The organism is Arthrobacter sp. H20 (assembly GCF_000520515.1).
Classification (GTDB): Bacteria; Actinomycetota; Actinomycetes; order Actinomycetales; family Micrococcaceae; genus Arthrobacter_D.
In genome coordinates this window covers 68,496-91,522 of record NZ_KI914712.1, presented here as the reverse complement: position 1 = coordinate 91,522, position 23,027 = coordinate 68,496, and the positions used below count along the sequence as shown (strand labels likewise).

Genomic DNA, 23,027 nt, shown 5'->3' with positions numbered 1-23,027 from the left:
GGCAACCACCACACGCCGTTACTCTCCTCTGCCAAAGCGCTCCGGTAGGGTGGAGTGGGTGAGTTCCGCTGCTGCACTTTCCACCTCGACAGCCGAGTTGTCCCTGGACACCGGGTCGATGCTGCGTGTCGCAACTGTCAACGTCAATGGGATCCGCGCCGCCTACAAGCGAGGCATGGCCGACTGGCTGGCCGAGCGCGAAATTGACATCCTCTGCCTGCAGGAAGTGCGGGCGCCCGACGACGTCCTGAGGGGCCTGCTCGGGGACTCCTGGCATATCCTCCACGCCGAAGCCGCCGCCAAGGGCAGAGCCGGCGTCGCAATAGCGTCACTGCTGGCACCTACCGCAACGCGCACCCACATCGGTGACGACTACTTCGCCACGTCCGGGCGCTGGGTCGAGGCCGACTTCGACCTTTCCGGGATCACCCTCACAGTAGTCAGCGCCTACGTGCACTCGGGCGAGGTCGACAGCCCCAAGCAAGCCGACAAGTACCGGTTCCTCGACGTGATGTCGGAGCGACTCCCGGAGCTGCGCCGCACCCGCGATCACACCCTGCTCGTTGGGGACCTGAACATCGGTCACACCCAACTCGACATCCGGAACTGGAAGGGCAATGTGAAGAAGGCGGGCTTCCTGCCGGCGGAACGGGCCTACTTCGACAGGTTCTTCGACGCTGAGTTCGGTTTCGTTGATGTGCATCGCCGTCTCGCGGGCGACGTCGACGGTCCCTACACCTGGTGGTCCTGGCGCGGCCAGGCATTCGACAACGACACCGGCTGGCGGATCGACTACCAGTTGGCTACTGAGGGCCTCGCTGCAGCAGCAGCCGACGCCGTCGTCGACCGCGCGCCGTCCTGGGACACGCGCTTCTCAGACCACGCCCCGCTGGTAGTGGATTACCGGCTCTAACGTTCAGGACATTTCACCAATGACTACTCCCACCTCCGGCGCACGGCAGCGGGTCCTTTCCGGCATGCAGCCCTCGGGTGATTCCCTTCACCTTGGCAACTACCTGGGCGCCCTGGTGCACTGGGTGCGCATGCAGGATGAGTATGAGGCGATTTACTTCATTCCTGACCTTCACGCAATCACGGTTCCCCAGGAACCTGGAGAACTCGCTGAGCGCACCCGCCGCACCGCCGCACAGTACATTGCCGGGGGAGTGGACGTGGATAAGTGCACCCTGTTCGTGCAGTCCCATGTGCCCGAGCACGCTCAGCTCGGATGGGTTTTGAACTGCATCACCGGATTCGGTGAAGCGTCCCGCATGACCCAGTTCAAGGACAAATCACTGAAGCATGGCGCCGACAGCGCAAGCGTTGGGTTATTTACCTACCCCATCCTTCAGGCCGCCGATATTCTGCTCTATCAGCCGGAAGGCGTGCCGGTGGGGGAGGACCAGCGCCAGCACGTAGAGCTGAGCCGGGACCTGGCGCAGCGTTTCAATTCCCGTTTCGGTGAAGCATTCGTGGTCCCAAAGCCCTTCATTCAGAAGGAGTCAGCGAAGATCTACGACCTGCAGAACCCGACGGCGAAAATGTCGAAGTCCGCAGGCTCGCCTGCCGGCCTGATCAACCTGATGGACAATCCGAAAGTGACAGCCAAACGAATCAAATCAGCCGTGACTGACACTGAGACCGAGATCCGGTTCGACAAGGAAGCCAAACCCGGCATTTCCAATCTCCTCACCATCTACTCAATGCTCACCGGCAAGAGCATCGATGAAATAGTGGGCGACTTTCACGGCAAAATGTATGGGCATCTGAAGACCGAGTTGGCCGACGTAGTCGTTGCGCACCTCGATCCGATCCGGACCAGGGCCGAGGAGCTGCTCGGCGACCCCGCCGAGCTGGACCTCCTTCTGGCCAGGGGCGCAGAGAAGGCGCGCAGCATCGCATCGGCTACGCTAACTGAGGTGTACTCGAAAGTCGGTTTCCTTCCTCCGCTTGGCGGTGCGCGCTAGCCCTATGGAGCAGCCCACCAGCGCGACCAGCGCCACCAGCTCCAGCCACCCGACACCGGCCGGCTGTGGGGAAGCGCCGCGGAGCAACGAGGCAGTGGAAAGCTGCGTGGGCGTCGTCATCGCCGTCCCTGAGCCGCTGGCAGCAGAGCTCGAGCAGTGGCGCGCGTCGTTCGGCGATCCGATGGGCGCGCTGATTCCCGCGCACATCACCCTCGTGACCACCACCCCGGCAACCGATTGGGATGCAACTATCGCCCATGTCCGTCAGGTGGCGCGGAGCCAGAAGCCCTTCACCGTAACACTCAGGAGCACCGGGACGTTCAGGCCGGTGTCGCCAGTGGTGTTCCTGAAGCTTGAGGCTGGTTTCGACGACTGCGTCGAACTGCACACTAAACTGCAGCGGGGCCCGTTGGAGCGTTCACTGGAGTTTCCATTCCACCCCCACGTCACGGTGGCTCACGATGTCAGTTCGGCGGGCATGGACTGGGCCGAGGGCCAACTGCGCGGATTCGAGGCATCCTTCATGGTCCGTACTATGGGATTGTATGAGCACGATTCGTGCGGTGTCTGGAGACTGAGGGAAGAGTTGAGCTTTGGCCAGGATCACTACCAGGGCAATCACCCCGGCCGAAGATGAACACTATAATGCGCCACGGCCAGCCGAGTTAGCCCACCTTAAGCTCAAGGTGATTGACGCCCGCCGGGATCTGGGGAAACTTCGTCGTCGAGGGACCACTGGGCTCCCCCTGATCGACGCGACCATCACCTACCTTCTGGCCCGGACCTTTGTGCTCAGGCCCGTTCGAGTGTTTCACCTTTACATGGTTCGGCGCGGCCCGCTGATGGCTGCGGGCATCGCCTACCGCCTGTTCTTCTCCATGGCGTCGCTCCTCCTCGCCGGGTTCACGATTATGGGCCTGGTGGTCGCTGGAAACATCCCCCTGCAGGACCTAATCGTTGGAGCGGTGAACTCCGCAGCTCCAGGCATCCTTAAAATGGAGCAGGACGGACCGGGGCTGGCTACACCCGAACAACTGTTCAACGCCGGCGACGGGCTGACGCTCACCCTGATCGTGTCCACGATCATCACCGTAATTACAGCGCTGGGCTGGATTGCAGGCGTACGACAGGCGATGAGGGGAATCTTCGCCCTTCCCCCGGTGGCCGGAAACCCGATTTTGTTGCGGATCAAGGATTTGGGGACGCTCCTCGTGTTGGGGGTGGCGATGATTCTCACTACTGTGGTCGGGCTGGTAGCCAACACCTTGCTCGATGTGGTCTTTGACTCGCTGGGATTCGGTGACACCGGAAGGCCCTTCACACAGCTTGCCGGAGTTGTGGTCATGCTGGCACTGGACTTTGCGGTGGCAGTGATTCTGTTCCGTCAGGCCTCGGGCATCGAGCAGTCCAGGAGGCTGCTCATCCAGTCCTCGCTGATCACAGCCATCGGGAGCACAGTGTTGCGGACGTTCAGCACCCTGCTCCTCGCCAGCGTCGGCCAGGGCAACCCGTTGCTCGCGCCGTTCACCGTCGTCGTCGGATTGTTCGTTTGGTTCTTCTTGCTCAGCCAGGTCTACCTACTCGCCGCCGCGTGGGGGGCGATTGGCGCCGCTGACGCAGAAGCCGGGATCGCGGTTCGACATGGGAGATCCCTGAAGCAGCGCAGCCGGGTCGCGAACCGGCGGAAAGACTAGACGGCCACCTCGTCAGACAGCAAAGTCGGCCCGGATTCGCTGCACAGCGAACCCGGGCCAACTCCTTCATCCTCCGCCGCTGACCGGCGCTGAATAATCTGAACTAGATCTTACGGCTCAGAATAGCCTGTTTAACCTCAGAGATGGCCTTGGTGACCTGAATGCCGCGGGGGCAGGCTTCGGTGCAGTTGAAGGTGGTACGGCAGCGCCACACACCTTCCTTGTCGTTGAGGATTTCGAGGCGCATGTCGCCGGCGTCGTCGCGGGAATCGAAGATGAAGCGGTGAGCGTTGACGATCGCTGCCGGACCGAAGTACTGGCCATCGGTCCAGAACACTGGGCAGGATGAGGTGCAGGCTGCGCAGAGGATGCACTTGGTGGTGTCATCGAAGCGTTCCCGCTCCTCCGAGGACTGCAGGCGCTCCTTGGTCGGTTCGTGGCCGCGGTTGACCAGGAACGGCATGACCTCGCGGAAGGACTGGAAGAACGGCTCCATGTCCACAATGAGGTCCTTCTCCACCGGCAGGCCCTTAATCGGTTCCACCAGGATGGGCTTCGACGTGTCGAGGTCCTTCAACAGGGTCTTGCAGGCCAACCGGTTGCGGCCATTGATCCGCATGGCATCGGAGCCGCAGACGCCGTGGGCGCAGGAGCGCCTGAACGTCACTGTGCCGTCGTGTTCCCACTTGACCTTGTGCAGGGCGTCCAGCACACGGTCAGTGCCGTACATGGTCAGTTTCCACTCGTCCCAGTAAGCATCATCGGACACTTCTGGGTTGTACCGGCGGACCTTTAGCGTGATGTCGAACGTTGGGATCTCTCCGCCGCCGCCAATCCCCGGGGCAAGCTCGATCTTGGAGGCTGGTTCTCTTTCGACTGTTTCAGTGCTCATTAGTACTTACGCTCCATTGGCTGGTAACGGGTAAACACAACCGGCTTGGTCTTTAGACGCACCCCGGATGTCTCGGTGGCCGTTGGGTCCTTGTACGCCATCGAATGGGTCATATAGTTCTCGTCATCCCGCTCGGGGAAGTCCTCGCGGAAGTGGCCTCCACGGGATTCCTTCCGGTGCAGGGCAGCCGCGGTCATCACCTTAGCCATGTCGAGCAGGAAGCCGAGTTCAACAGCTTCCAGAAGGTCGAGGTTGAAACGCTTTCCCTTGTCCTGGACGGTGACGTGCTTGTACCGCTCCTCCAGGCCATCGATCACACTGAGTGCTTCCAGCAGGGTTTCCTCGGTGCGGAACACCTGGACATTCGCGTCCATAATGTCCTGCAGTTCCTTGCGGATCTGCGCCACCCGCTCTCCACCTTCGGAGCTGCGCATCGTGTCGAGCAGCGCCTCCGTTTCGGTCAGCGGGTTGTCGGGGATGTCGACGAAATCGGCCGTCAGAGCGTACTCCGCAGCATAAATCCCGGCTCGCTTGCCGAACACGTTGATGTCGAGCAGTGAGTTGGTGCCCAGCCGGTTCGACCCGTGCACCGAGACGCAGGCTACTTCGCCCGCGGCGTACAGGCCCGGAACCACTGTGTCGTTGTCCTGCAGGACCTCGGCCTTGATATTGGTGGGGATACCACCCATTGCATAGTGAGCGGTGGGGAAGACCGGCACCGGCTCGGTGTACGGCTCAACACCCAGGTAGGTGCGGGCAAACTCGGTGATATCGGGGAGTTTGGCGTCAATGTGGGCTGGTTCCAGGTGGGTGAGGTCCAGCAGGACATAATCCTTGTTGGGACCGCAGCCGCGTCCCTCGCGTACCTCGTTGGCCATTGAACGGGCAACTATGTCGCGGGGCGCCAGGTCCTTGATTGTCGGGGCGTACCGTTCCATGAACCGCTCGCCCTCTGAGTTACGCAGAATGGCGCCTTCGCCGCGGGCGGCCTCGGAGAGCAGGATACCCAGACCAGCCAGACCTGTCGGGTGGAACTGGAAGAACTCCATGTCTTCAAGGGGGATGCCTCGACGGAACGCGATGCCCATGCCGTCACCGGTCAGGGTGTGGGCGTTGGAAGTGGTCTTGTAGACCTTGCCGACTCCGCCGGAGGCGAAGATGATCGACTTGGCCTGGAACACGTGCAGCTCGCCGGTAGCCAGATCATAGGTGACGACGCCGGCAACCCGCGTCTGCAGCTTGGTGACGCCGTCGACAGTGATCTCTTCCTCAACGGTGAGGAGGTCCAGCACGTAGTACTCGTTGTAAAACTCGACGTTGTGCTTGACGCAGTTTTGGTAGAGAGTCTGCAGGATCATGTGCCCGGTACGGTCGGCCGCATAGCAGGAGCGGCGGACCGGTGCTTTGCCGTGGTCACGGGTGTGGCCGCCGAAGCGGCGCTGGTCGATCCGGCCCTCGGGCGTCCGGTTGAAGGGAAGGCCCATCTTCTCGAGGTCGAGCACCGCGTCAATGGCCTCCTTGGCCATCACTTCAGCTGCGTCCTGGTCTACCAGGTAGTCACCGCCCTTGACCGTGTCGAAGGTGTGCCATTCCCAGTTGTCTTCTTCGACGTTGGCGAGGGCCGCGCACATGCCACCCTGAGCCGCCCCGGTGTGGGAGCGGGTGGGGTACAGCTTGGTCAGTACTGCCGTCTTTGCGCGTTGACCTGATTCGATGGCGGCGCGCATGCCAGCTCCGCCGGCACCCACGATAACGACGTCGTACTTGTGGACCTGCATACGTGTTGCTCTTTCTGTTGTAACCGGACGGCCGCGCCGGCGGCCGGAAGCGTCGCGAGCCCTACAGTGCCGGGCAGTATGGAGCTACGTGCGCCACACCGTCGATCACTGGGCATGGATCGAAGGTGAAGATCACCAGCGTGCCAAGCACAATGATGACTACTGTGGAGGCGTAGAGCACGCTCTTGAGCCAGAACCGGGTCGAGTCCTTCTCCGCATAGTCGTTGATGATGGTGCGGACGCCATTGGTACCGTGCAGCATTGCCAGCCACAGCATGACGAGATCCCAGATCTGCCAGACCGGGTCCGCCCATTTGCCTGCCACAAAGCCGAAGTCGACGCCCTTGATGCCTTCGCCGTCAATGAGGGATGTCCAGAGGTGAACGAAGATCAGCACCACCAGGATGATGCCGGACACCCGCATAAACAGCCAGGCCAACATTTCGAAGTTACCTTTGCTGGATCCTCTGCGCGTGTACTCCGGCGCAACTCGCCCCGAGCGGGGACTTTCAATTACTGGGTTAGCCATGGCTTATCCTCCGAAGACAACCGAGAGATGGCGGATGGAGAACGCGACCATGGTGACAAACCACAGTCCGATAACGCTCCACAGCAGCTGACGCTGGTACTTGGGGCCTTTTTTCCAGAAGTCGATCAGGATGACGCGCAGCCCGTTGAACGCGTGAAATACGATGGCCCCCACCAACCCGAGCTCGCCCAGGCCCATGATGGGGTTTTTGTAGGCAGCGATCACTGCGTCATAAGCCTCGGGGGACACGCGCACCAACGAGGTGTCAAGCACATGGACCAGGAGGAAGAAGAAAATCACTACTCCGGTAATACGATGAGCTACCCAGGACCACATGCCTTCACGGCCGCGATAAAGGGTGCCTGCTGGTGTCTTCGGCACTGAATTAACCTCCCCTGCAACGCCCGGCGTTTGCGTGTCTTCCACGCAGGTAAGACGCCGATGCGAAAGCACTCTTCGCTTGATTATAATGTAGGCTGCGTCACCCGTGGGTTCAATTTAGGCTTCCCTACGCTGTGACGTTGTTAACAGGGAGCAGTGTGACGCGGCGCTCGCGCCTGCCGGGCTGCTTGAGTGTGGCGCCGACGGCGGGGGCACCAGCTGAATTTCGCGCAGTGCACTACCGTGGAAACGATGACTACTCAAAGGGCTGGTGCCCAGAATTCAGATGAGGCCCTGAAGCGCTTCTACGGTGTGATACCCGCCGGTGGGGTAGGGACGCGCCTGTGGCCGCTCTCCCGGGCTGCCGCCCCGAAGTTTCTGCATGACCTGACCAGGTCCGGCAGCACTCTTATTCGCGCTACCTACGATCGCCTGGGCCCCCTGAGCGGCGACCGTATTATGGTGGTCACCGGGAAGGTGCACCGGCGGGCAGTCCTCCAGCAAATCCCCGAAATCCAGGACTCCAACCTGGTGCTGGAGTCCGAGCCCAAAGACTCGGCCGCAGCAATCGGTCTGGCAGCAGCCATCCTGTACCAGCGGGATCCCTCGATCATCATGGGGTCTTTTGCCGCTGACCAGGTCATCACGCCAGTCGAGGTATTCCAGGACGCTGTCCGCGAGGCGATCCACACCGCGGCGCAGGGGTACATCGTTACCATCGGGATCCAGCCCACCCTGCCCGCTACCGGTTTCGGTTACATCCGTGCCGGGGACCCCCTGGACATCTCGGGGGCGCCCAGCGCTCACTCGGTCATCGAATTCGTCGAAAAGCCGTCGGAGGAGGTGGCCCGTGGCTACCTCGAAACCGGCAACTACAGCTGGAACGCCGGTATGTTCGTTGCCCCGGTGGCCTTGATGCTCCGACACCTTGAGGCAAACGAACCAGAGCTTTACGCGGGGCTGACCGAAATCGCCAAGGCGTGGGATACCCCTGATCGCGTCGAGGTTGCCCAGCGGGTCTGGCCGACCCTTCCCAAGATCGCCATTGACTACGCGGTGGCTGAGCCTGCGGCCGCGGCGGGGGACGTAGCGATGATCCCCGGGAACTTCAGCTGGGACGACGTCGGGGACTTTGCTGCCATCGGTCGCCTGAACCCGGCCATCGAGAACAGCAAGCTGACAGTCATGGGGGAGGGGGCCCGCGTATTTTCCGACAATGCCTCAGGGATCGTCGTCTCCGACACCAAACGGGTGATCGCGTTGATCGGGATTGACGACGTGGTCATCGTCGACACGCCCGACGCCCTTCTGGTCACCACCAAGGAGCACGCACAGGAAGTCAAGAAGGCAGTTGAGCACCTGCGGGCCAGTGGAGAGATCGACGTCCTCTAGACCTCCGGCCGGGTTCGCCGGCCTCGCGCTTAACGTGACCACACGGTTCCATAGTGAGGACCGGCTGTGGCTAGGCTGGAGGGGTGCAGACCAATCGCAGTGCGCCAACAGTTCCGTCAGCCGTTCCTCCGATCGGCGTGTGGCTTGCCCCGCTGCTTGAGGAACTGACCCGGTTCAGGAGGGATCTGCATACCCACCCCGAGCTCTCGCACAAGGAATACCGCACCACGGATCGGCTCGTTGAGCGCCTTCAAGTCGCTGGACTGGCGCCGCAGCGGCTTGAATACACGGGACTCTACGTCGATATTGGGGAAGGGCCCATCCGGTTGGGGCTGCGCGCCGACATCGATGCGCTCCCGGTCCTCGAGGAGACCGGCCTGCCGTTCGCCTCTGCCTCGACTGGGATTGCCCACGCCTGTGGGCACGACATCCACGCGACGGTGATGCTCGGTGTGGCACTGATCCTGGCCAAAATGCAAGAGGACGAGCCGCTTGGCGGACGCATCCGGGTGATTTTCCAGCCCGCCGAAGAAATGATGCCGGGCGGCGCCCTGGAAGTCATAGAGCAGGGTGTCCTCGCCGACGTCCCCCGCATCGTCGCCCTGCACTGCGATCCGCACATCGATGTGGGCCTCATCGGCACCCGCATTGGCGCCATCACCTCCGCCTCGGACACGGTCCGAGTGGAGCTCACAGGGCGTGGCGGGCACACCTCCCGTCCGCACCTGACCGAGGACCTGGTGTTCGCGCTGGCCAATATCGCCGTGAATGTGCCAGCGGTGCTGTCCCGCCGCATCGACGTCAGGAGTGCCGTGTCGGTGGTCTGGGGGCAGATCCACGCTGGCAGCGCACCCAACGCGATCCCTGGCCACGGCTTCATGTCGGGCACCATGCGGTGCCTCGATGGGGAGGCGTGGGAATCCGCCGGTGACCTGCTGGACAGCACCGTCCGTCAGATTGCCGCACCATTCGGCGTTGACGTTCACCTCGAACACACCCGCGGGGTCCCGCCGGTGATCAACACGGAAGCAGAAACCGGGCTACTCGAAGCGGCGGCTCGCGCCGAGCTGGGCCCGGACGCCGTCGTCCTGACCCCCCAGTCGATGGGCGGGGAGGATTTCGCCTGGATGACACAGGAGGTGCCGGGCGCCATGATGCGGCTGGGTACGCGAACCCACGGCGGGGAAACCTATGACCTGCACAGGGGCGACTACAACCCTGACGAGCACGCGATCGGCTGTGGTATCAGGGTTATGGCTAACGCCGCCCTCCGGGCCATTCGCGGAGTCAGGTACTAGCCACCGAGGCGATCACCCGCCGGGCCACCCGACACCTTGGGTCGAGTCAATTGGAATAGAGCCAGCACCCCGCCGGTTACCCCAGTGTGAGCACATCAGTAGATACCCGTCCGCCCCTGTCAGTCCTCGACCTCGCCACAGTCGGTGTTGGAAAGTCCTCGGGCGATGCCCTGGCGGACAGCACAACCCTCGCGCAGGCGGCTGATCGGCTAGGATTCAGGCGGTTCTGGGTCGCAGAACACCACAACATGCCCGCTGTTGCGTCCACCTCACCGCCCGTCTTGATGGCGCATCTTGCCTCGCAGACGGAGCGCATCCGGCTCGGATCAGGCGGAGTGATGCTCCCCAACCACGCACCGTTCGTCGTCGCCGAACAGTTCGCTCTGCTCGAGGCGCTCTATCCGAACCGGATTGATCTGGGCATCGGCCGGGCTCCCGGCACCGATCAGGCGACAGCCATGGCCCTCCGTCGGCAAGCTGGGGGACTCGGCGTTGAAGAGTTCCCCCAGCATGTCCTGCAGGTGATGAGCCTGCTGGGCGATCACCGTTCGCCCGACACGGCCCTGAACCTTGTCGCGACGCCGTCGGCCACCAGTTTTCCTGAGGTGTGGCTGCTCGGTTCCAGCGGATACTCAGCGCAGCTGGCCGGGATGCTCGGCGTCCGATACACCTACGCACACCACTTCGGCAACGAGGACCCAGCAGCGATCATGAACCTGTACCGGTCCAACTTCCAGCCTTCGCCGGTATTGGACGAGCCGCACGCTATGCTCGCCACCTCGGCCCTCACCGCCGCTACCGAGGATGAGGCCAACTACCTGGCCGGGCCGGCGCGGATCATGGCGCTCGCTCTGCGCTCGGGTCAGTTGGGCCCAATCGTCTCTCCGGAGGAGGCAGCATCCCGCCATCTCACCGACCAGGAACTCATGGTGCTGGATCACCTGCCTGCCATCAAGGCGGTGGGTACTGCAGCGCAAGTAGTCGAGCGACTTGATGCGCTGGTCCAGCAGACCGGGGTGAGCGAATTGATGATCACCGGAACCACTTACGACGTCGCCTCCCGGGTCTCGTCGCTTGAGGCAATAAGCGCGGCGTGGGCAGACGAGGTTTCCAACGGAATACCGGTTGGTAACAAATCCCGAACAATGTGATCTTCGTCGCCTGAATTGGTAGCTGGTCGGGTGCGACGCCGCTAGAGTGTCTTCATATCGTGCCGGTCCCCGGCGCGGCCCAGCGCCTACGACAAATCAGTGAAAACAGAGCCTCGCGCACGCTAGCGTGCGTCGGTGGCGGTCACTCACTGGGATCTTCAGCCGTGGGGCTCATTTCTTTCTGGAGGAATTTTGAATAACTCACAGCGCTCCACGCGCCTCAACAACAAGACGGCCCTGTCAGCCGCGATGCTCGGTGCCTCCGCTCTGCTGCTCGCCGGTTGTGGCGCCGCGCCAGAGGAGCCAGCAGGCTCATCGGATGCAAGCGGGGAAGCAGCTGAAGCGACGGTCGATTACACCGGCTGTATCGTCTCGGACCAGGGCGGGTTTGACGACCAGTCGTTCAACCAGTCCAGCTACGAGGGAATCACCGCGGCCCAGGAGAACCTCGGCATCGAGGTTCGCGAAGCCGAATCCCAGGCCGAGACCGACTTCGGTCCTAACGTCAACTCGATGGTCACCAGCAGTTGCGACATGATCGTCACGGTGGGCTTCCTGCTTTCAGCAACCACTGCCGAAGCCGCCGAAGCCAACCCGGACACCAACTTCGCAATTGTCGATGACAACCAGATTGAACTGCCGAACGTCAAGCCCATCATCTATGACACGGCTCAGGCGGCATTCCTGGCCGGCTACGCTGCAGCGGGCACCACCGAAACCGGCACCGTTGCCACCTACGGCGGGATCCAGATTCCCACCGTGACCATCTTCATGGACGGTTTCGCTGATGGCGTTGCCTACTACAACGAGCAGAAAGACGCCGACGTCGAGCTGCTCGGCTGGGACAAGGAAGCCCAGACCGGTACCTTCACCGGCGACTTCGAATCCCTCGCCAACGGCAAAACCAACACCGAGAACTTCATCAACGAGGGCGCCGACATCATCATGCCGGTTGCCGGCCCAGTAGGCGTAGGCACTATCGAAGCAGTCGAGGAAGCCAACGCCGACGGCGCCAACGCGAAGGTCATCTGGGTTGACTCCGACGGGTTCCTTACCGTCAACGCTGGCAACGAGTTCATCCTGACCTCGGTCATGAAGCTGATGGGTGAAGCAGTCGAAGAGGTCATCAGCACCGATGTCGACGGCAACTTCGACAGCGAGCCCTACGTTGGCACCCTGGAAAACGGTGGAGTAGCCCTCGCGCCATTCCACGACCAAGAGGAGTCAGTTTCCGACGAGCTGAAGGCTGAACTGGAAGAAATCCAGGCCGGCATCATCTCCGGCGACATTACTGTGGAATCTGACGCCAGCCCACAGCAGTAACAGCTTTGACATAACGCGTCGCCGCTCCGTGTGAGGGTAAATCCGCACCCGGAGCTGGCGGCGCGTTATGCGTTTAGGCTGGTGTCCAGCAAAAAAATCTTATCGATCACTCACCGGCCGTCGCCGCAGTGGTGGTCCTGATCCAGAACAGGTGGTTGGAGTCCGTTGCTGCTCGAACTGCAGGGAATAACAAAGAAGTTTGGCACCCTGGTGGCCAACGATTCCATCGACCTCGTCGTCAAGCCCGGCGAAGTGCACTGCCTGCTCGGCGAGAACGGCGCGGGCAAGTCCACGCTGATGAACGTCCTGTACGGACTGTACGAACCCACCGAGGGCAGCATCCTGCTCGACGGTAAAGCGGTAACCTTCAAGGGCCCGGGCGACGCCATGGCTGCCGGGATTGGCATGGTGCACCAGCACTTCATGCTGATCCCCGTCTTCACCGTCGCCGAAAATGTAGCGTTGGGAGACGAGTTCACCCGTGCGGGTGGCCTCCTCGACCTCGAGAAGACCCGCGCCAAGATCCGTGACATTTCCGATCGGTACGGGTTCGACGTCGACCCCGACGCCCTGATCGAGGATCTCCCCGTGGGAGTGCAGCAGCGGGTGGAGATTATCAAAGCCCTGGTGCGCAACGCTAGCGTGCTGATCCTTGACGAACCCACGGCCGTCCTGACCCCCCAGGAAACCGACGAGCTCATCGAGATCATTGGCCAACTCAAGGCGGCCGGCACCGCGATCGTGTTCATTTCGCACAAGCTGCGGGAGGTCCGCGCGGTCTCCGATGTAATCACGGTGATCCGCCGCGGCGCGGTGGTGGGCAGCGTCGACCCTTCCACCAGCACCACCGACCTGGCGAACATGATGGTCGGCCGGCAGGTGAGCCTGAGCCTGAACAAGGCGCCCGCCCAGCCGGGCGAGCGCACCTTCCAGGTCCGGAACCTGACAGTGCTATCCGCCACCGGGCAGCGGCTTCTCGACGACGTCAGCTTCGACATCGCCCAGGGAGAAATCCTCGCCGTCGCAGGCGTCCAGGGCAATGGCCAGACAGAACTGACTGAAGCCATCCTGGGGTTGCAGCCGCACGTCAGCGGCTCGGCCACCCTGAAAGGGACCGAGCTGATCGGGATGAGGGCCAGGCAGGTGATTCGGCAGGGTGTCGGCTTTGTCCCCGAGGACCGGACCGTGGACGGACTGGTTGGCACCTTCTCGGTCGCCGAGAATCTGGTCCTCAACTGGTACAACGAAGCCCCCTTCGCCAAAGGCCTGGCCATGAAACCCGCTGTGGTCATGGCCAACGCCAAAGCAAAGATCGACGAGTACGACGTGCGCACGCAGTCGGCGGAATCGGCTGTCGGAACCCTCTCGGGCGGCAATCAGCAAAAAGTGGTGCTGGCACGCGAGCTCTCCAGGCCATTGAACCTGTTCATCGCCTCGCAGCCCACCCGCGGCGTGGACGTCGGCTCCATCGAGTTCCTGCACAAACGGATCGTCCAGGAGCGCGACAGCGGCACCCCGGTCATGATCGTCTCGACCGAGCTGGACGAGATCAGTGAACTGGCCGACCGGATCGCCGTCCTGCACCGCGGCAAACTGATGGGCGTGGTTCCAGGGAACACCCCGCGAGACGTCCTTGGATTGATGATGGCCGGAATGACTGCGGACGAGGCCCTGGGCCAGTCAGTGGAGGAGAAATAATGAGTTCACAGCTGCAGCAGGACGAAGCCTCCCGCAGCGTCCTGCACCGGATCATGGGCGGAAGCTCACTGGTGGCTTTGCTGGCGGTAGTGCTATCGATAGTTCTCGGTGGGCTGTTGATCGCGGTGACCGACGAACGGGTGGCCGAGGCGTCGTCGTACTTCTTCAGCCGCCCCGGCGACCTGCTGTCGGCAGCCTGGGAAGCGGCCAGCGGTGCCTACATCGCGCTGTTTCAGGGCGCCATCTTCAATCCGGGCGCTGACACGCTGGCGCAGGCGTTCCGCCCCCTCACCGAGACGCTCACCGTAGCGACCCCGCTGATCCTGGCGGGCCTCGGCGTTGCAATCGCGTTCCGCACCGGCCTGTTCAACATCGGCGCGCAGGGACAGATCATCCTCGGCGCAACGTTCGCGGCGTGGGTAGGGTTCACGCTCGACCTGCCACCTGGCATCCACCTGCTCATCGCGGTGCTGGCCGGATTTTTCGGCGGCGCCCTCTGGGGCTTCATCCCGGGTATCCTCAAGGCCCGCACCGGTGCCCACGAGGTGATCGTGACAATCATGCTCAACTATGTTGCCGTGTACCTGGTTGCCTATCTCCTGTTCACGCCGGCCTTCCAGAACCCCGGATCGTCGAACCCCATTAGCCCTCGGCTGGACGATTCGGCCCTGTTCCCGCTGCTGCTGGGCTCCGGCTACCGCCTGCACCTGGGGTTCCTGGTGGCTATCGCAGCGACCTATGGCGTGTGGTGGTTGCTGAACCGATCAACTGCCGGTTTCGAACTCCGTGCGGTGGGAGCCAACCCGCATGCAGCCCGCACAGCAGGCATCAGCGTCACCAAGGGATACGTTGTCGTCATGATGATCGCTGGCGGTCTCGCTGGACTCGCCGGCGTGGCACAGGTTGCCGGCACCGAGAAGGTCCTCACGGGAGGCATTGCTGCCAGCTTCGGTTTCGACGCCATCACCGTCGCGCTGCTGGGACGCTCGCATCCCTGGGGGGTGTTCTTCGCCGGCCTCTTGTTCGGTGCTTTCCGTGCCGGTGGGGTGCAGATGCAGACCCAGACCGGAACCCCCATTGACATTGTGCTGGTGGTGCAGTCACTCATCGTGCTCTTCATCGCTGCTCCGCCGCTGGTGAAGGCCATCTTCCGGATTGACCGGAAGAAAAAGAAGAAGCCCACCAAGCCCGATCAGTCCTCCGAGGACACCACCACCACTACGGCAGTTGGAGGAGTGGCGTGAGCGTCGCAACAGACACTCGGCCCAAGAGGCCATCGACCAATGCAACAGTGAAGAACTGGAAGGCACCCATCGGGTTCGGCATCGGTGCGGTGGTCGCCCTGCTCGTCTTCGCGCTGGGCGGTCCAGCCCAGACAGCAGTGTTCCGCGTTTCCAACGACTCCGACCGGTTCCGGCTGGCAGATGTCGCCTTGCCAGCCGTGGCGGTGGGCTGGTTTACCGCGGTGGTGCTCACTCTGATCGCCGTGTATGCCTTTGAGCAAGTCAGGAACGGCCGACCGATCAACAGGTGGATCCCGATCATCTACGGCCTGCTGTTCATGATCGGCTTTCTTACCTGGGTGGTGGGCAGCGCCAACATTCCCAGCATCTCCCTGACCGGTTTGATCGCCGGATCAGTGACCCTTGCTATTCCACTGATCTTCGGCTCCCTCTCCGGCGTGCTGTGTGAACGGGTCGGGGTCGTGAATATTGCCATCGAGGGCCAACTGCTGTCCGGTGCCTTTGCCGCAGCGGTAGCCGCCTCGATTTCCGGCAATGCCTATGTGGGCCTTATTGCAGCGGCCTTCGCCGGCACACTGGTCTCGGTGGTGCTTGCAGTATTCAGCATCAAGTACTACGTCAACCAGATCATCGTCGGGGTGGTGCTCAACGTGCTGGTCTCCGGTCTGACCGGGTTCCTCGCTTCGACACTCCTGAGCCGTGATCCGGCCACTTTCAACTCTCCGCCGAGCCTGCCGGTCATCAGCGTCCCGTTCTTCTCGGACCTGCCGATTATTGGAGGAATCCTGTTCAGGCAGAGCATTGTCGGCTACCTGATGTATGTGGCAGTGATTGTCATCTACATCGGGCTCTTCCGCACCAAGTGGGGCCTGCGGGTCAGGGCCGTCGGCGAACACCCGCAGGCAGCTGACACGATGGGAATCAAGGTCAACTCGACCCGGTTCTGGAACGTTCTGCTCGGCGGGGCGGTTGCCGGTTTCGGCGGTGCCTTTTTCACACTCGTCTCGGTCAGCTCCTTCTCCCGGGATATGACCGCTGGCGCTGGGTATATTGCCCTGGCCGCACTAATCTTTGGACGCTGGAACCCGATTGGAGCGTTCTTCGCTGCACTGCTGTTTGGGTTCTTCACCAACCTGCAGTACGTGCTCTCCATCGTCGGTACGTCAGTACCGAGCCAGTTCATGGCCATGCTCCCGTACATTGTGACAATCCTGGCCGTCGCTGGTCTGGTGGGCCGCTCGCGCCCACCAGCTGCCAGCGGCACCCCGTACATCAAGGAGTAGCCGTGACGTCGACATCCGCTGAGACAGACCAGATCCCCTGGGAGCAGCTCACCGCAGCTGCCACCGAGGCGATGTGCCGCGCCTATGTGCCGTATTCGAAGTTCCCGGTCGGCGCCGCAGCGTTGACCGATGACGGGCGGGTTGTCTCCGGCTGCAACGTGGAGAACGCTTCCTATGGCCTGACACTGTGCGCCGAGTGCTCACTGGTCAGCCAGCTGCAGATGACCGGCGGCGGGAAGCTGGTCGCCTTTAGCTGTGTGGACGGGGACGGTAATACCCTGATGCCGTGCGGGCGCTGCCGTCAGCTGCTCTATGAGTTCCGTGCTCCCGGCATGCGGCTGTTGACCGTGAGCGGAATCAAAACGATCGACGAAGTGCTGCCCGACGCATTTGGGCCCGAGCACCTTTCCTGAAACCTGCAAGGCGGCCATGCGGGTCGCTGACCACTTAGCTACCGAAGTAAAGGACACTAGTACCCATGTCTGAGCAGTTCGACGCCGTCGACATCATCCGGATCAAGAGGGACAGGGGAACCCTCAGCCCGGAGCAGATCGACTGGACCATCGACGCGTACACCCGCGGCGCCATCGCCGACGAGCAGATGGCAGCCCTGAACATGGCTATCCTGCTCAACGGCATGGACCGCGCCGAAATCAGCCGATGGACGACGGCGATGATCGCCTCGGGCGAGCGGATGGACTTCTCGGCGCTCGGCAAGGCCACCAGCGACAAGCACTCGACCGGGGGAGTGGGCGACAAGATCACCCTCCCGCTGGCACCTCTTGTGGCAGTGTTCGGAGTGGCTGTTCCGCAGCTCTCCGGGCGGGGGCTGGGCCACACCGGCGGCACGCTGGACAAGCTGGAGTCAATCCCTGGCTGGCGCGCCGGTCTGAGCAATGACGAGATGATGCGTCAGCTGGCCGACGTCGGAGCAGTGATCTGTGCTGCGGGTGCCGGCCTCGCCCCCGCCGACAAGAAGCTATACGCGCTGCGCGATGTGACGGGCACGGTCGAAGCGATCCCCCTGATCGCCTCCTCCATCATGAGCAAGAAGATCGCCGAGGGCACCGGGTCGCTGGTGCTTGACGTCAAGGTGGGCAGCGGAGCGTTCATGAAGAACCTCGACCAGGCACAGGAGCTGGCACGCACCATGGTGGCCCTGGGTCAGGACGCCGGAGTCAACACAGTTGCCCTGCTCACCAACATGGCGACCCCCTTGGGTCTCACAGCAGGTAACGCCATCGAGGTGCAGGAATCGGTTGAGGTGCTCGCCGGCGGCGGCCCGCAGGACGTCGTCGAACTGACAGTCAGGCTGGCCGAGGAAATGCTCGCCTGCGCTGGCGTGAAGGATGCAGACCCGGCCGCAGCGCTGAAGGACGGGCGGGCCATGGACGTGTGGGAGTCGATGATCGAAGCGCAGGGCGGCGATCCCCGCGCCAAACTTCCCGTGGCCAAGGAATCCGAGACCATTTATGCCCCCGCTGATGGGGTGTTGGTGGAACTCGATGCCCTATCGGTCGGGGTCGCCGCGTGGCGCCTCGGGGCCGGACGCGCGCGCAAGGAAGACGCAGTGCAGGCCGGAGCAGGAATCAGGATGCATGCCAAGCCCGGCGCACTGGTGCGAGCCGGTGAACCATTGATGACCCTGCTCACCGACACTCCGGAGAAGTTCGACCGCGCACGCGAATCACTCCAGGGTGCAGCAGTGATCGCCCCTGAGGGATCCCGACCCGCATTCCAGCTCATCCTGGATCGGATCGCGGAGGCCTGATAGTTGGCCGCCGTCCCGACCGTGACCTTTCGGTCCAGCCCTGATGCACCCCTGATGTCCCCCTATGGGGGGACGCGAACGGCGCGAAGATCAGCCGTATGGTCGACGCGGGGCGCCCGCCCGGCCCCATAACGTTGAGCTATCACAGCGACTGACCAACCTGGCACTGACAAAACCGGTCCCGCCGCCCTGCGCAGACGGGGGTTGCGTCAGGGGATTCACCCATGGTGGCGACCCTTGATGGATGGCATCGTGATAACAGTCGAAGAGCCAGCGCACGGGAAGAAGGGGTGGGTCACACATGGACATGGTCGTTACGGTGATGAACGCGGCCAGCACCTTCATCCTGAGCACCGCCGAACAACCGTGGGTTTACCTTCTGGTATTCATCTGCTGCACGGTTGATGGCTTCTTTCCACCGTTTCCCAGCGAGTCAATAGTGGTTGGCCTAGCATCACTGGTCATCACGCAGGGCGTCCCCAACCCCTGGTTCCTCATCATTTCGGCGGGGCTTGGCGCTTTCATCGGCGATAACATTGCCTACGCGATGGGCAAGGCCATTGGCACCCGGCGCTTCCGGTGGATGCGCTCTGCCCGCATGCAACGGTCCTTCGCCTGGGCCGGATATGAGCTGGCAAAGCGGCCAGCGTCACTGATTCTCGTGGCCCGGTTCATACCGATTGGGCGCGTGGCGGTCAACCTCACCGCCGGTGCCACCGGGTACTCGCGCCGAAATTTCGTTGGGCTCACAGCTCTTTCAGCCGTGGTGTGGTCAACGTACTCAGTGGGAATCGGCGTCGTCGCTGGATCCTGGTTTGAACACAATCATCTGCTTGGAGTGCTCGTGGCCATCGGCATCGCCGTGATTCTGGGGATCATTGTCGACCGCATTATTGCGGCGGTCCGCGGCTCAACCCCCATGCGCCCGGAGCCGGCCAAAGTCCATTCAGCCAGCCAGTGATTGTGCAGAGCATCGATAGGACAGCCACCGCACCTCGCGTAAGGTAAGTGAAGTGACTGAGTCAATAACCTCCCCAGCGACCGACCTTTCCTTCGATCTGCGGAGCCTTCCCAAGGTGTCCCTGCACGACCACCTGGACGGAGGGTTACGTCCGTCAACGATCATCGAGCTCGCCGAAGCGGTTGGACACCAGTTGCCGTCCACCGACGCCGTGGCACTGGGCGAGTGGTTCAGGGAATCGGCCAACTCTGGTTCACTGGTGCGCTACCTCGAAACCTTCGATCACACCATCGCTGTCATGCAGACCCGTGAGGGTCTGATCCGGGTGGCCCGCGAGTTCGTCGAGGACCTGGCCGACGACGGCGTCGTTTACGGCGAGGTCCGCTGGGCCCCGGAACAGCACACAGCCAAGGGCCTCAGCCTTGACGAGGCAGTCGAGGCAGTCCAGCAGGGCCTCGATGAGGGTGTCGACGCCATAGTTGCCGGCGGCCGGGCCATCCAGGTGGGCCAGTTGATCACTGCGATGCGGCACGCGGACCGTGGTCAGGAGATCGCTGAACTTGCTGTCAGGCACCGCGACAAGGGCGCAGTGGGCTTTGACATTGCTGGTGCCGAAGACGGGTTCCTTCCATCGCGGTTCAAGGACGCGTTCACCTACCTGGCCGAACACCAGTTCCCCGCCACAGTCCATGCCGGCGAGGCCGCTGGCCTGGACAGTATCGTCGATGCTTTGGTCCACGGGCACGCCCTGCGGCTCGGCCATGGAGTCCGGATCGCCGAAGACATCGAAATTGAATACGACGCCGACAGTGATGAGCCAGAACTCGGCGTCGTCACCCTCGGTCAGGTAGCTTCGTGGGTCCGCGACCGAGGTATTGTGCTAGAAATCTGCCCGTCCTCGAACCTCCAGACCGGAGCGATTGCGGCGTTTGGCGGTGACATTGCCAGCCACCCCATCGATCTGCTGTTCCAGCTGGGATTCAAGGTCACGGTCAACACCGACAACCGGCTCATGAGCGGTGTCACCCTGACCGACGAGTTTGAGCTCCTCGCCGAGACGTTCGATTACGACCTGGATGATCTGCTGGAATTGACTCTCAATGCCGTCGGTGCAGCCTTCCTCCCGCTCGAAGACCGGGAGGCTCTGGCCGACTACATCACCGAAGGCTTTTTTCGCGCTGATGCCTGAGCCAGAACCGGGCCCCGCCTCACCAGCAGACCAGCACCCGCTGGACCGGCTGGTTGAGGTGGTGGCCCAGCTGCGGGAACACTGCCCGTGGATGGCTGAGCTCACCCATGCCTCGCTCGTCGAATACCTGGTGGAGGAGTGCTACGAGCTGGTCGATGCACTCGACGACAGCACCTGCGATTCCGCCGGTGGTGCAGCCGAAGTGCGCGGAGAGCTGGGTGACGTCCTGCTGCAAGTGGTGCTGCACGCCCAGCTGCAGCAGGAGCGCGGACACTTCAACCTCACCGACGTCGTCGACGGGCTGACCCGGAAAATGATCCGACGCAACCCGCACGTCTTCACTCCTGACGGCGCACTGCACACCTCCAACACCGCAACAGTCGAGGAGATCGTGGCAACCTGGCAGCAGGTGAAGCGTGCCGAGGAATCCCGGCGGGCCGACCCGTTCCACGGAATTCCCAGGCAGCTGCCGGCCCTGGCGCTTGCAGCGAAGACCCTCCGCCGGACCGGCTCGTCACTGCCCCAGCCTGGAGTTCTGCCCGCCCCTGGGGAACACCTCCCAGCACCGCAGACCGAAGCCGAGCTGGGGGACCTGCTGCTATCAGTTGTGCAACGGTCCACCATCGCTGGACTCGACCCGGAACTCGCGTTGCGGTCCGCAGTGCTACGACTCCAGGAGCGGTCACTGGCTGGCCTGCCCGAGGACATGATCGGCACTACCACCGACGTTTCCACTAGGCTGGGACTGAGCCCGCCACGAAGCCCACAACCGGATTAGGGTAGCCCCCTACCTGACACACAGCGTTTATCTCCCCTAGAACCGAAGGAGCATTTCCATGGCCATTATCGATGCAATCCACGCACGTGAAATCCTTGATTCCCGCGGCAACCCCACAGTTGAGGTTGAGGTACTGCTCGACGACGACACGTTCGGCCGCGCAGCGGTTCCCTCAGGCGCCTCCACCGGTGCGTTCGAAGCCAACGAACGCCGCGACGGGGAGAAGACCCGCTACCTTGGCAAGGGCGTCCTGCAGGCAGTTGAGGCAGTGATCGAGCAGATCCAACCAGCGCTCCTCGGCTTCGACGCCGCCGATCAGCGGGCGATCGACCAGGCAATGATTGACCTCGACGGAACCGAGAATAAGTCGAGCCTCGGCGCCAACTCCATGCTCGGCGTCTCCCTGGCCATCGCGCGGGCAGCCGCCGAGTCTTCTGCTCTGCCGCTCTACCGGTACCTCGGTGGCCCCAACGCGCACGTGCTGCCCGTACCCCTGATGAATATCCTCAACGGTGGCTCCCACGCCGACTCCGACGTCGACATCCAGGAGTTCATGATCGTTCCCCTGGGCGCCGAGTCCTTCTCCGAAGGCCTGCGCTGGGGCGTTGAGGTCTACCACGAGCTGAAGTCGGTACTCAAGGAAAAGGGTCTGGCCACGGGGCTCGGCGACGAGGGCGGATTCGCGCCGAACCTGCCATCCAACCGGGACGCACTTGACCTGATCACCACTGCCATCGAGCGCGCAGGTTACACGCCAGGCAAGGACATCGCGCTGGCGCTGGACGTGGCCGCCTCGGAATTCTACACCGATGGCGCCTACCACTTCGAGGGGAAGTCCCTGTCCTCAGCTGACATGAACACCTACTACGGCGAACTGGTCCGCGACTACCCACTGGTGTCCATCGAGGATCCCCTGGATGAAGAGGACTGGGACGGCTGGAAAGCACTGACTGAGCAGCTCGGCTCCAAGGTCCAGCTCGTTGGTGACGATCTCTTCGTCACCAACCCGGTGCGTCTTGCCCGCGGCATCGAAGCCAACACGGCCAACTCGCTGCTGGTGAAGGTCAACCAGATCGGCACGCTCACCGAGACCCTCGACGCGATCTCCCTGGCGCAGCGGTCTGGCTACACCACGATCACCTCACACCGTTCGGGCGAAACCGAAGACACCACCATCGCCGACATCTGCGTCGCCACCAACGCTGGGCAGATCAAAACCGGAGCCCCGGCACGATCCGAGCGGGTGGCAAAATACAACCAGCTCCTGCGGATCGAAGAAGAGCTCGACGACGCCGCCCGCTATGCAGGCCGGGGCGCCTTCCCGCGTTTCACAGCGTAGTTAGCGGCGGCGGCGGCTACCCTCGTTAGAGGGACGGACCACAGGCCACCTGTCCCGGTACAGAGGATTTTGAGGAGTTTTGATGTCTACCCGCCGCCCCAAGGTGCCGCGCAGCGCAGGTCCTCAGGCGCCGTCGACACCTGCCCCCGTTGACCGTCACGGTGCCGCCCCTGCCAAGCAGCCGGTGAGGCGAACGCCGAAAGCGGCCGCCTCGGGTGCAGGGAAACCTGCTGCGCGTGCTGCGGGGAATGCCGGGAAGCCGGCCAGCCCCGCAGCGCCCCCAGCCAAGGTGGTGCTAACCCCCTCGGAGGAGCGGGCGAAAGAGCGGCTGCAGCTCGCCGGGGCCATCCGGCGGGCTC

At 62.8% G+C, this 23,027-nt stretch carries 21 protein-coding genes and 1 pseudogene; 18 read left to right on the top strand and 4 right to left on the bottom strand.

What is annotated here, in order from left to right:
• The first annotated feature begins 118 nt into the window (after positions 1 to 118).
• The 4 genes from Y703_RS0102870 to Y703_RS0102855 are packed head-to-tail and all read left to right on the top strand — an operon-like array spanning position 119 to position 3,661.
• Positions 119 to 913, top strand: a complete 795-nt coding sequence (locus Y703_RS0102870; protein WP_035763615.1) for an exodeoxyribonuclease III — start codon at positions 119 to 121, stop codon at positions 911 to 913.
• A gap of 19 nt (positions 914 to 932) precedes the next feature.
• Positions 933 to 1,967, top strand: coding sequence for a tryptophan--tRNA ligase (trpS, locus tag Y703_RS0102865; protein WP_035763565.1), 1,035 nt, complete (start codon positions 933 to 935; stop codon positions 1,965 to 1,967).
• Between the two features lie 4 nt (positions 1,968 to 1,971).
• A complete protein-coding gene (locus tag Y703_RS17515; protein ID WP_081743357.1) occupies positions 1,972 to 2,604 on the top strand; it encodes a 2'-5' RNA ligase family protein in 633 nt (210 codons plus the stop codon).
• Complete coding sequence (locus Y703_RS0102855) at positions 2,561 to 3,661, top strand: YihY/virulence factor BrkB family protein (protein ID WP_051427231.1); 1,101 nt, start codon at positions 2,561 to 2,563, stop codon at positions 3,659 to 3,661. The genes Y703_RS17515 and Y703_RS0102855 overlap by 44 nt, the downstream gene beginning before the upstream one ends.
• A 103-nt stretch (positions 3,662 to 3,764) precedes the next feature.
• On the opposite strand, the gene Y703_RS0102850 is transcribed toward Y703_RS0102855, so the two are convergent.
• From Y703_RS0102850 to sdhC, 4 genes are all read right to left on the bottom strand, one after another.
• Positions 3,765 to 4,553: a succinate dehydrogenase iron-sulfur subunit gene (locus Y703_RS0102850; RefSeq protein ID WP_026551513.1), complete on the bottom strand. Its 789-nt coding sequence runs from the start codon at positions 4,551 to 4,553 to the stop codon at positions 3,765 to 3,767.
• Complete coding sequence (gene sdhA, locus Y703_RS0102845; protein ID WP_026551512.1) at positions 4,553 to 6,331, bottom strand: succinate dehydrogenase flavoprotein subunit; 1,779 nt, start codon at positions 6,329 to 6,331, stop codon at positions 4,553 to 4,555. The genes Y703_RS0102850 and sdhA overlap by 1 nt, the downstream gene beginning before the upstream one ends.
• A gap of 61 nt (positions 6,332 to 6,392) precedes the next feature.
• A complete protein-coding gene (locus Y703_RS0102840) occupies positions 6,393 to 6,860 on the bottom strand; it encodes a succinate dehydrogenase hydrophobic membrane anchor subunit (protein WP_026551511.1) in 468 nt (155 codons plus the stop codon).
• Between the two features lie 3 nt (positions 6,861 to 6,863).
• Positions 6,864 to 7,241 (bottom strand): succinate dehydrogenase, cytochrome b556 subunit, encoded by a 378-nt coding sequence (sdhC, locus tag Y703_RS0102835; RefSeq protein ID WP_081743356.1) that lies wholly within the window; start codon positions 7,239 to 7,241, stop codon positions 6,864 to 6,866.
• A 252-nt stretch (positions 7,242 to 7,493) separates the two neighbouring features.
• Here sdhC and Y703_RS0102830 point away from each other — a divergent pair, with 252 nt between their 5' ends.
• From Y703_RS0102830 to Y703_RS22585, 14 genes and pseudogenes are all read left to right on the top strand, one after another.
• Positions 7,494 to 8,633: a mannose-1-phosphate guanylyltransferase gene (locus Y703_RS0102830; protein ID WP_026551509.1), complete on the top strand. Its 1,140-nt coding sequence runs from the start codon at positions 7,494 to 7,496 to the stop codon at positions 8,631 to 8,633.
• Between the two features lie 83 nt (positions 8,634 to 8,716).
• Complete coding sequence (locus Y703_RS0102825; RefSeq protein WP_026551508.1) at positions 8,717 to 9,931, top strand: amidohydrolase; 1,215 nt, start codon at positions 8,717 to 8,719, stop codon at positions 9,929 to 9,931.
• An 86-nt stretch (positions 9,932 to 10,017) separates the two neighbouring features.
• On the top strand, positions 10,018 to 11,082 hold the full coding sequence (locus Y703_RS0102820; protein ID WP_026551507.1) for an LLM class flavin-dependent oxidoreductase: 1,065 nt from the start codon (positions 10,018 to 10,020) through the stop codon (positions 11,080 to 11,082).
• Positions 11,083 to 11,274: 192 nt separating this feature from the next.
• Positions 11,275 to 12,405, top strand: a complete 1,131-nt coding sequence (locus Y703_RS0102815) for a BMP family lipoprotein (RefSeq protein ID WP_026551506.1) — start codon at positions 11,275 to 11,277, stop codon at positions 12,403 to 12,405.
• Between the two features lie 165 nt (positions 12,406 to 12,570).
• Positions 12,571 to 14,103: an ABC transporter ATP-binding protein gene (locus Y703_RS0102810; RefSeq protein WP_026551505.1), complete on the top strand. Its 1,533-nt coding sequence runs from the start codon at positions 12,571 to 12,573 to the stop codon at positions 14,101 to 14,103.
• Positions 14,103 to 15,347 (top strand): ABC transporter permease, encoded by a 1,245-nt coding sequence (locus Y703_RS0102805; RefSeq protein ID WP_026551504.1) that lies wholly within the window; start codon positions 14,103 to 14,105, stop codon positions 15,345 to 15,347. The genes Y703_RS0102810 and Y703_RS0102805 overlap by 1 nt, the downstream gene beginning before the upstream one ends.
• Positions 15,344 to 16,630 (top strand): ABC transporter permease, encoded by a 1,287-nt coding sequence (locus tag Y703_RS0102800; RefSeq protein WP_026551503.1) that lies wholly within the window; start codon positions 15,344 to 15,346, stop codon positions 16,628 to 16,630. The genes Y703_RS0102805 and Y703_RS0102800 overlap by 4 nt, the downstream gene beginning before the upstream one ends.
• Before the next feature lie 2 nt (positions 16,631 to 16,632).
• The gene (locus tag Y703_RS0102795) at positions 16,633 to 17,043 is read left to right on the top strand and encodes a cytidine deaminase (protein ID WP_026551502.1); all 411 of its coding nucleotides are present in this window, start codon (positions 16,633 to 16,635) and stop codon (positions 17,041 to 17,043) included.
• 65 nt (positions 17,044 to 17,108) lie between these two features.
• On the top strand, positions 17,109 to 18,401 hold the full coding sequence (locus Y703_RS0102790) for a thymidine phosphorylase (RefSeq protein WP_026551501.1): 1,293 nt from the start codon (positions 17,109 to 17,111) through the stop codon (positions 18,399 to 18,401).
• Between the two features lie 322 nt (positions 18,402 to 18,723).
• The gene (locus Y703_RS17510) at positions 18,724 to 19,362 is read left to right on the top strand and encodes a DedA family protein (RefSeq protein ID WP_051427246.1); all 639 of its coding nucleotides are present in this window, start codon (positions 18,724 to 18,726) and stop codon (positions 19,360 to 19,362) included.
• Between the two features lie 52 nt (positions 19,363 to 19,414).
• The gene (locus tag Y703_RS0102780) at positions 19,415 to 20,551 is read left to right on the top strand and encodes an adenosine deaminase (protein WP_026551500.1); all 1,137 of its coding nucleotides are present in this window, start codon (positions 19,415 to 19,417) and stop codon (positions 20,549 to 20,551) included.
• Positions 20,544 to 21,329 (top strand): MazG nucleotide pyrophosphohydrolase domain-containing protein, encoded by a 786-nt coding sequence (locus tag Y703_RS0102775; RefSeq protein ID WP_026551499.1) that lies wholly within the window; start codon positions 20,544 to 20,546, stop codon positions 21,327 to 21,329. Before Y703_RS0102780 ends, Y703_RS0102775 begins: the two co-directional genes overlap by 8 nt.
• 58 nt (positions 21,330 to 21,387) lie before the next feature.
• The gene (gene eno, locus Y703_RS0102770) at positions 21,388 to 22,668 is read left to right on the top strand and encodes a phosphopyruvate hydratase (RefSeq protein WP_026551498.1); all 1,281 of its coding nucleotides are present in this window, start codon (positions 21,388 to 21,390) and stop codon (positions 22,666 to 22,668) included.
• A gap of 82 nt (positions 22,669 to 22,750) precedes the next feature.
• A pseudogene (locus Y703_RS22585) lies at positions 22,751 to 23,027 on the top strand (hypothetical protein); the annotation flags it as partial.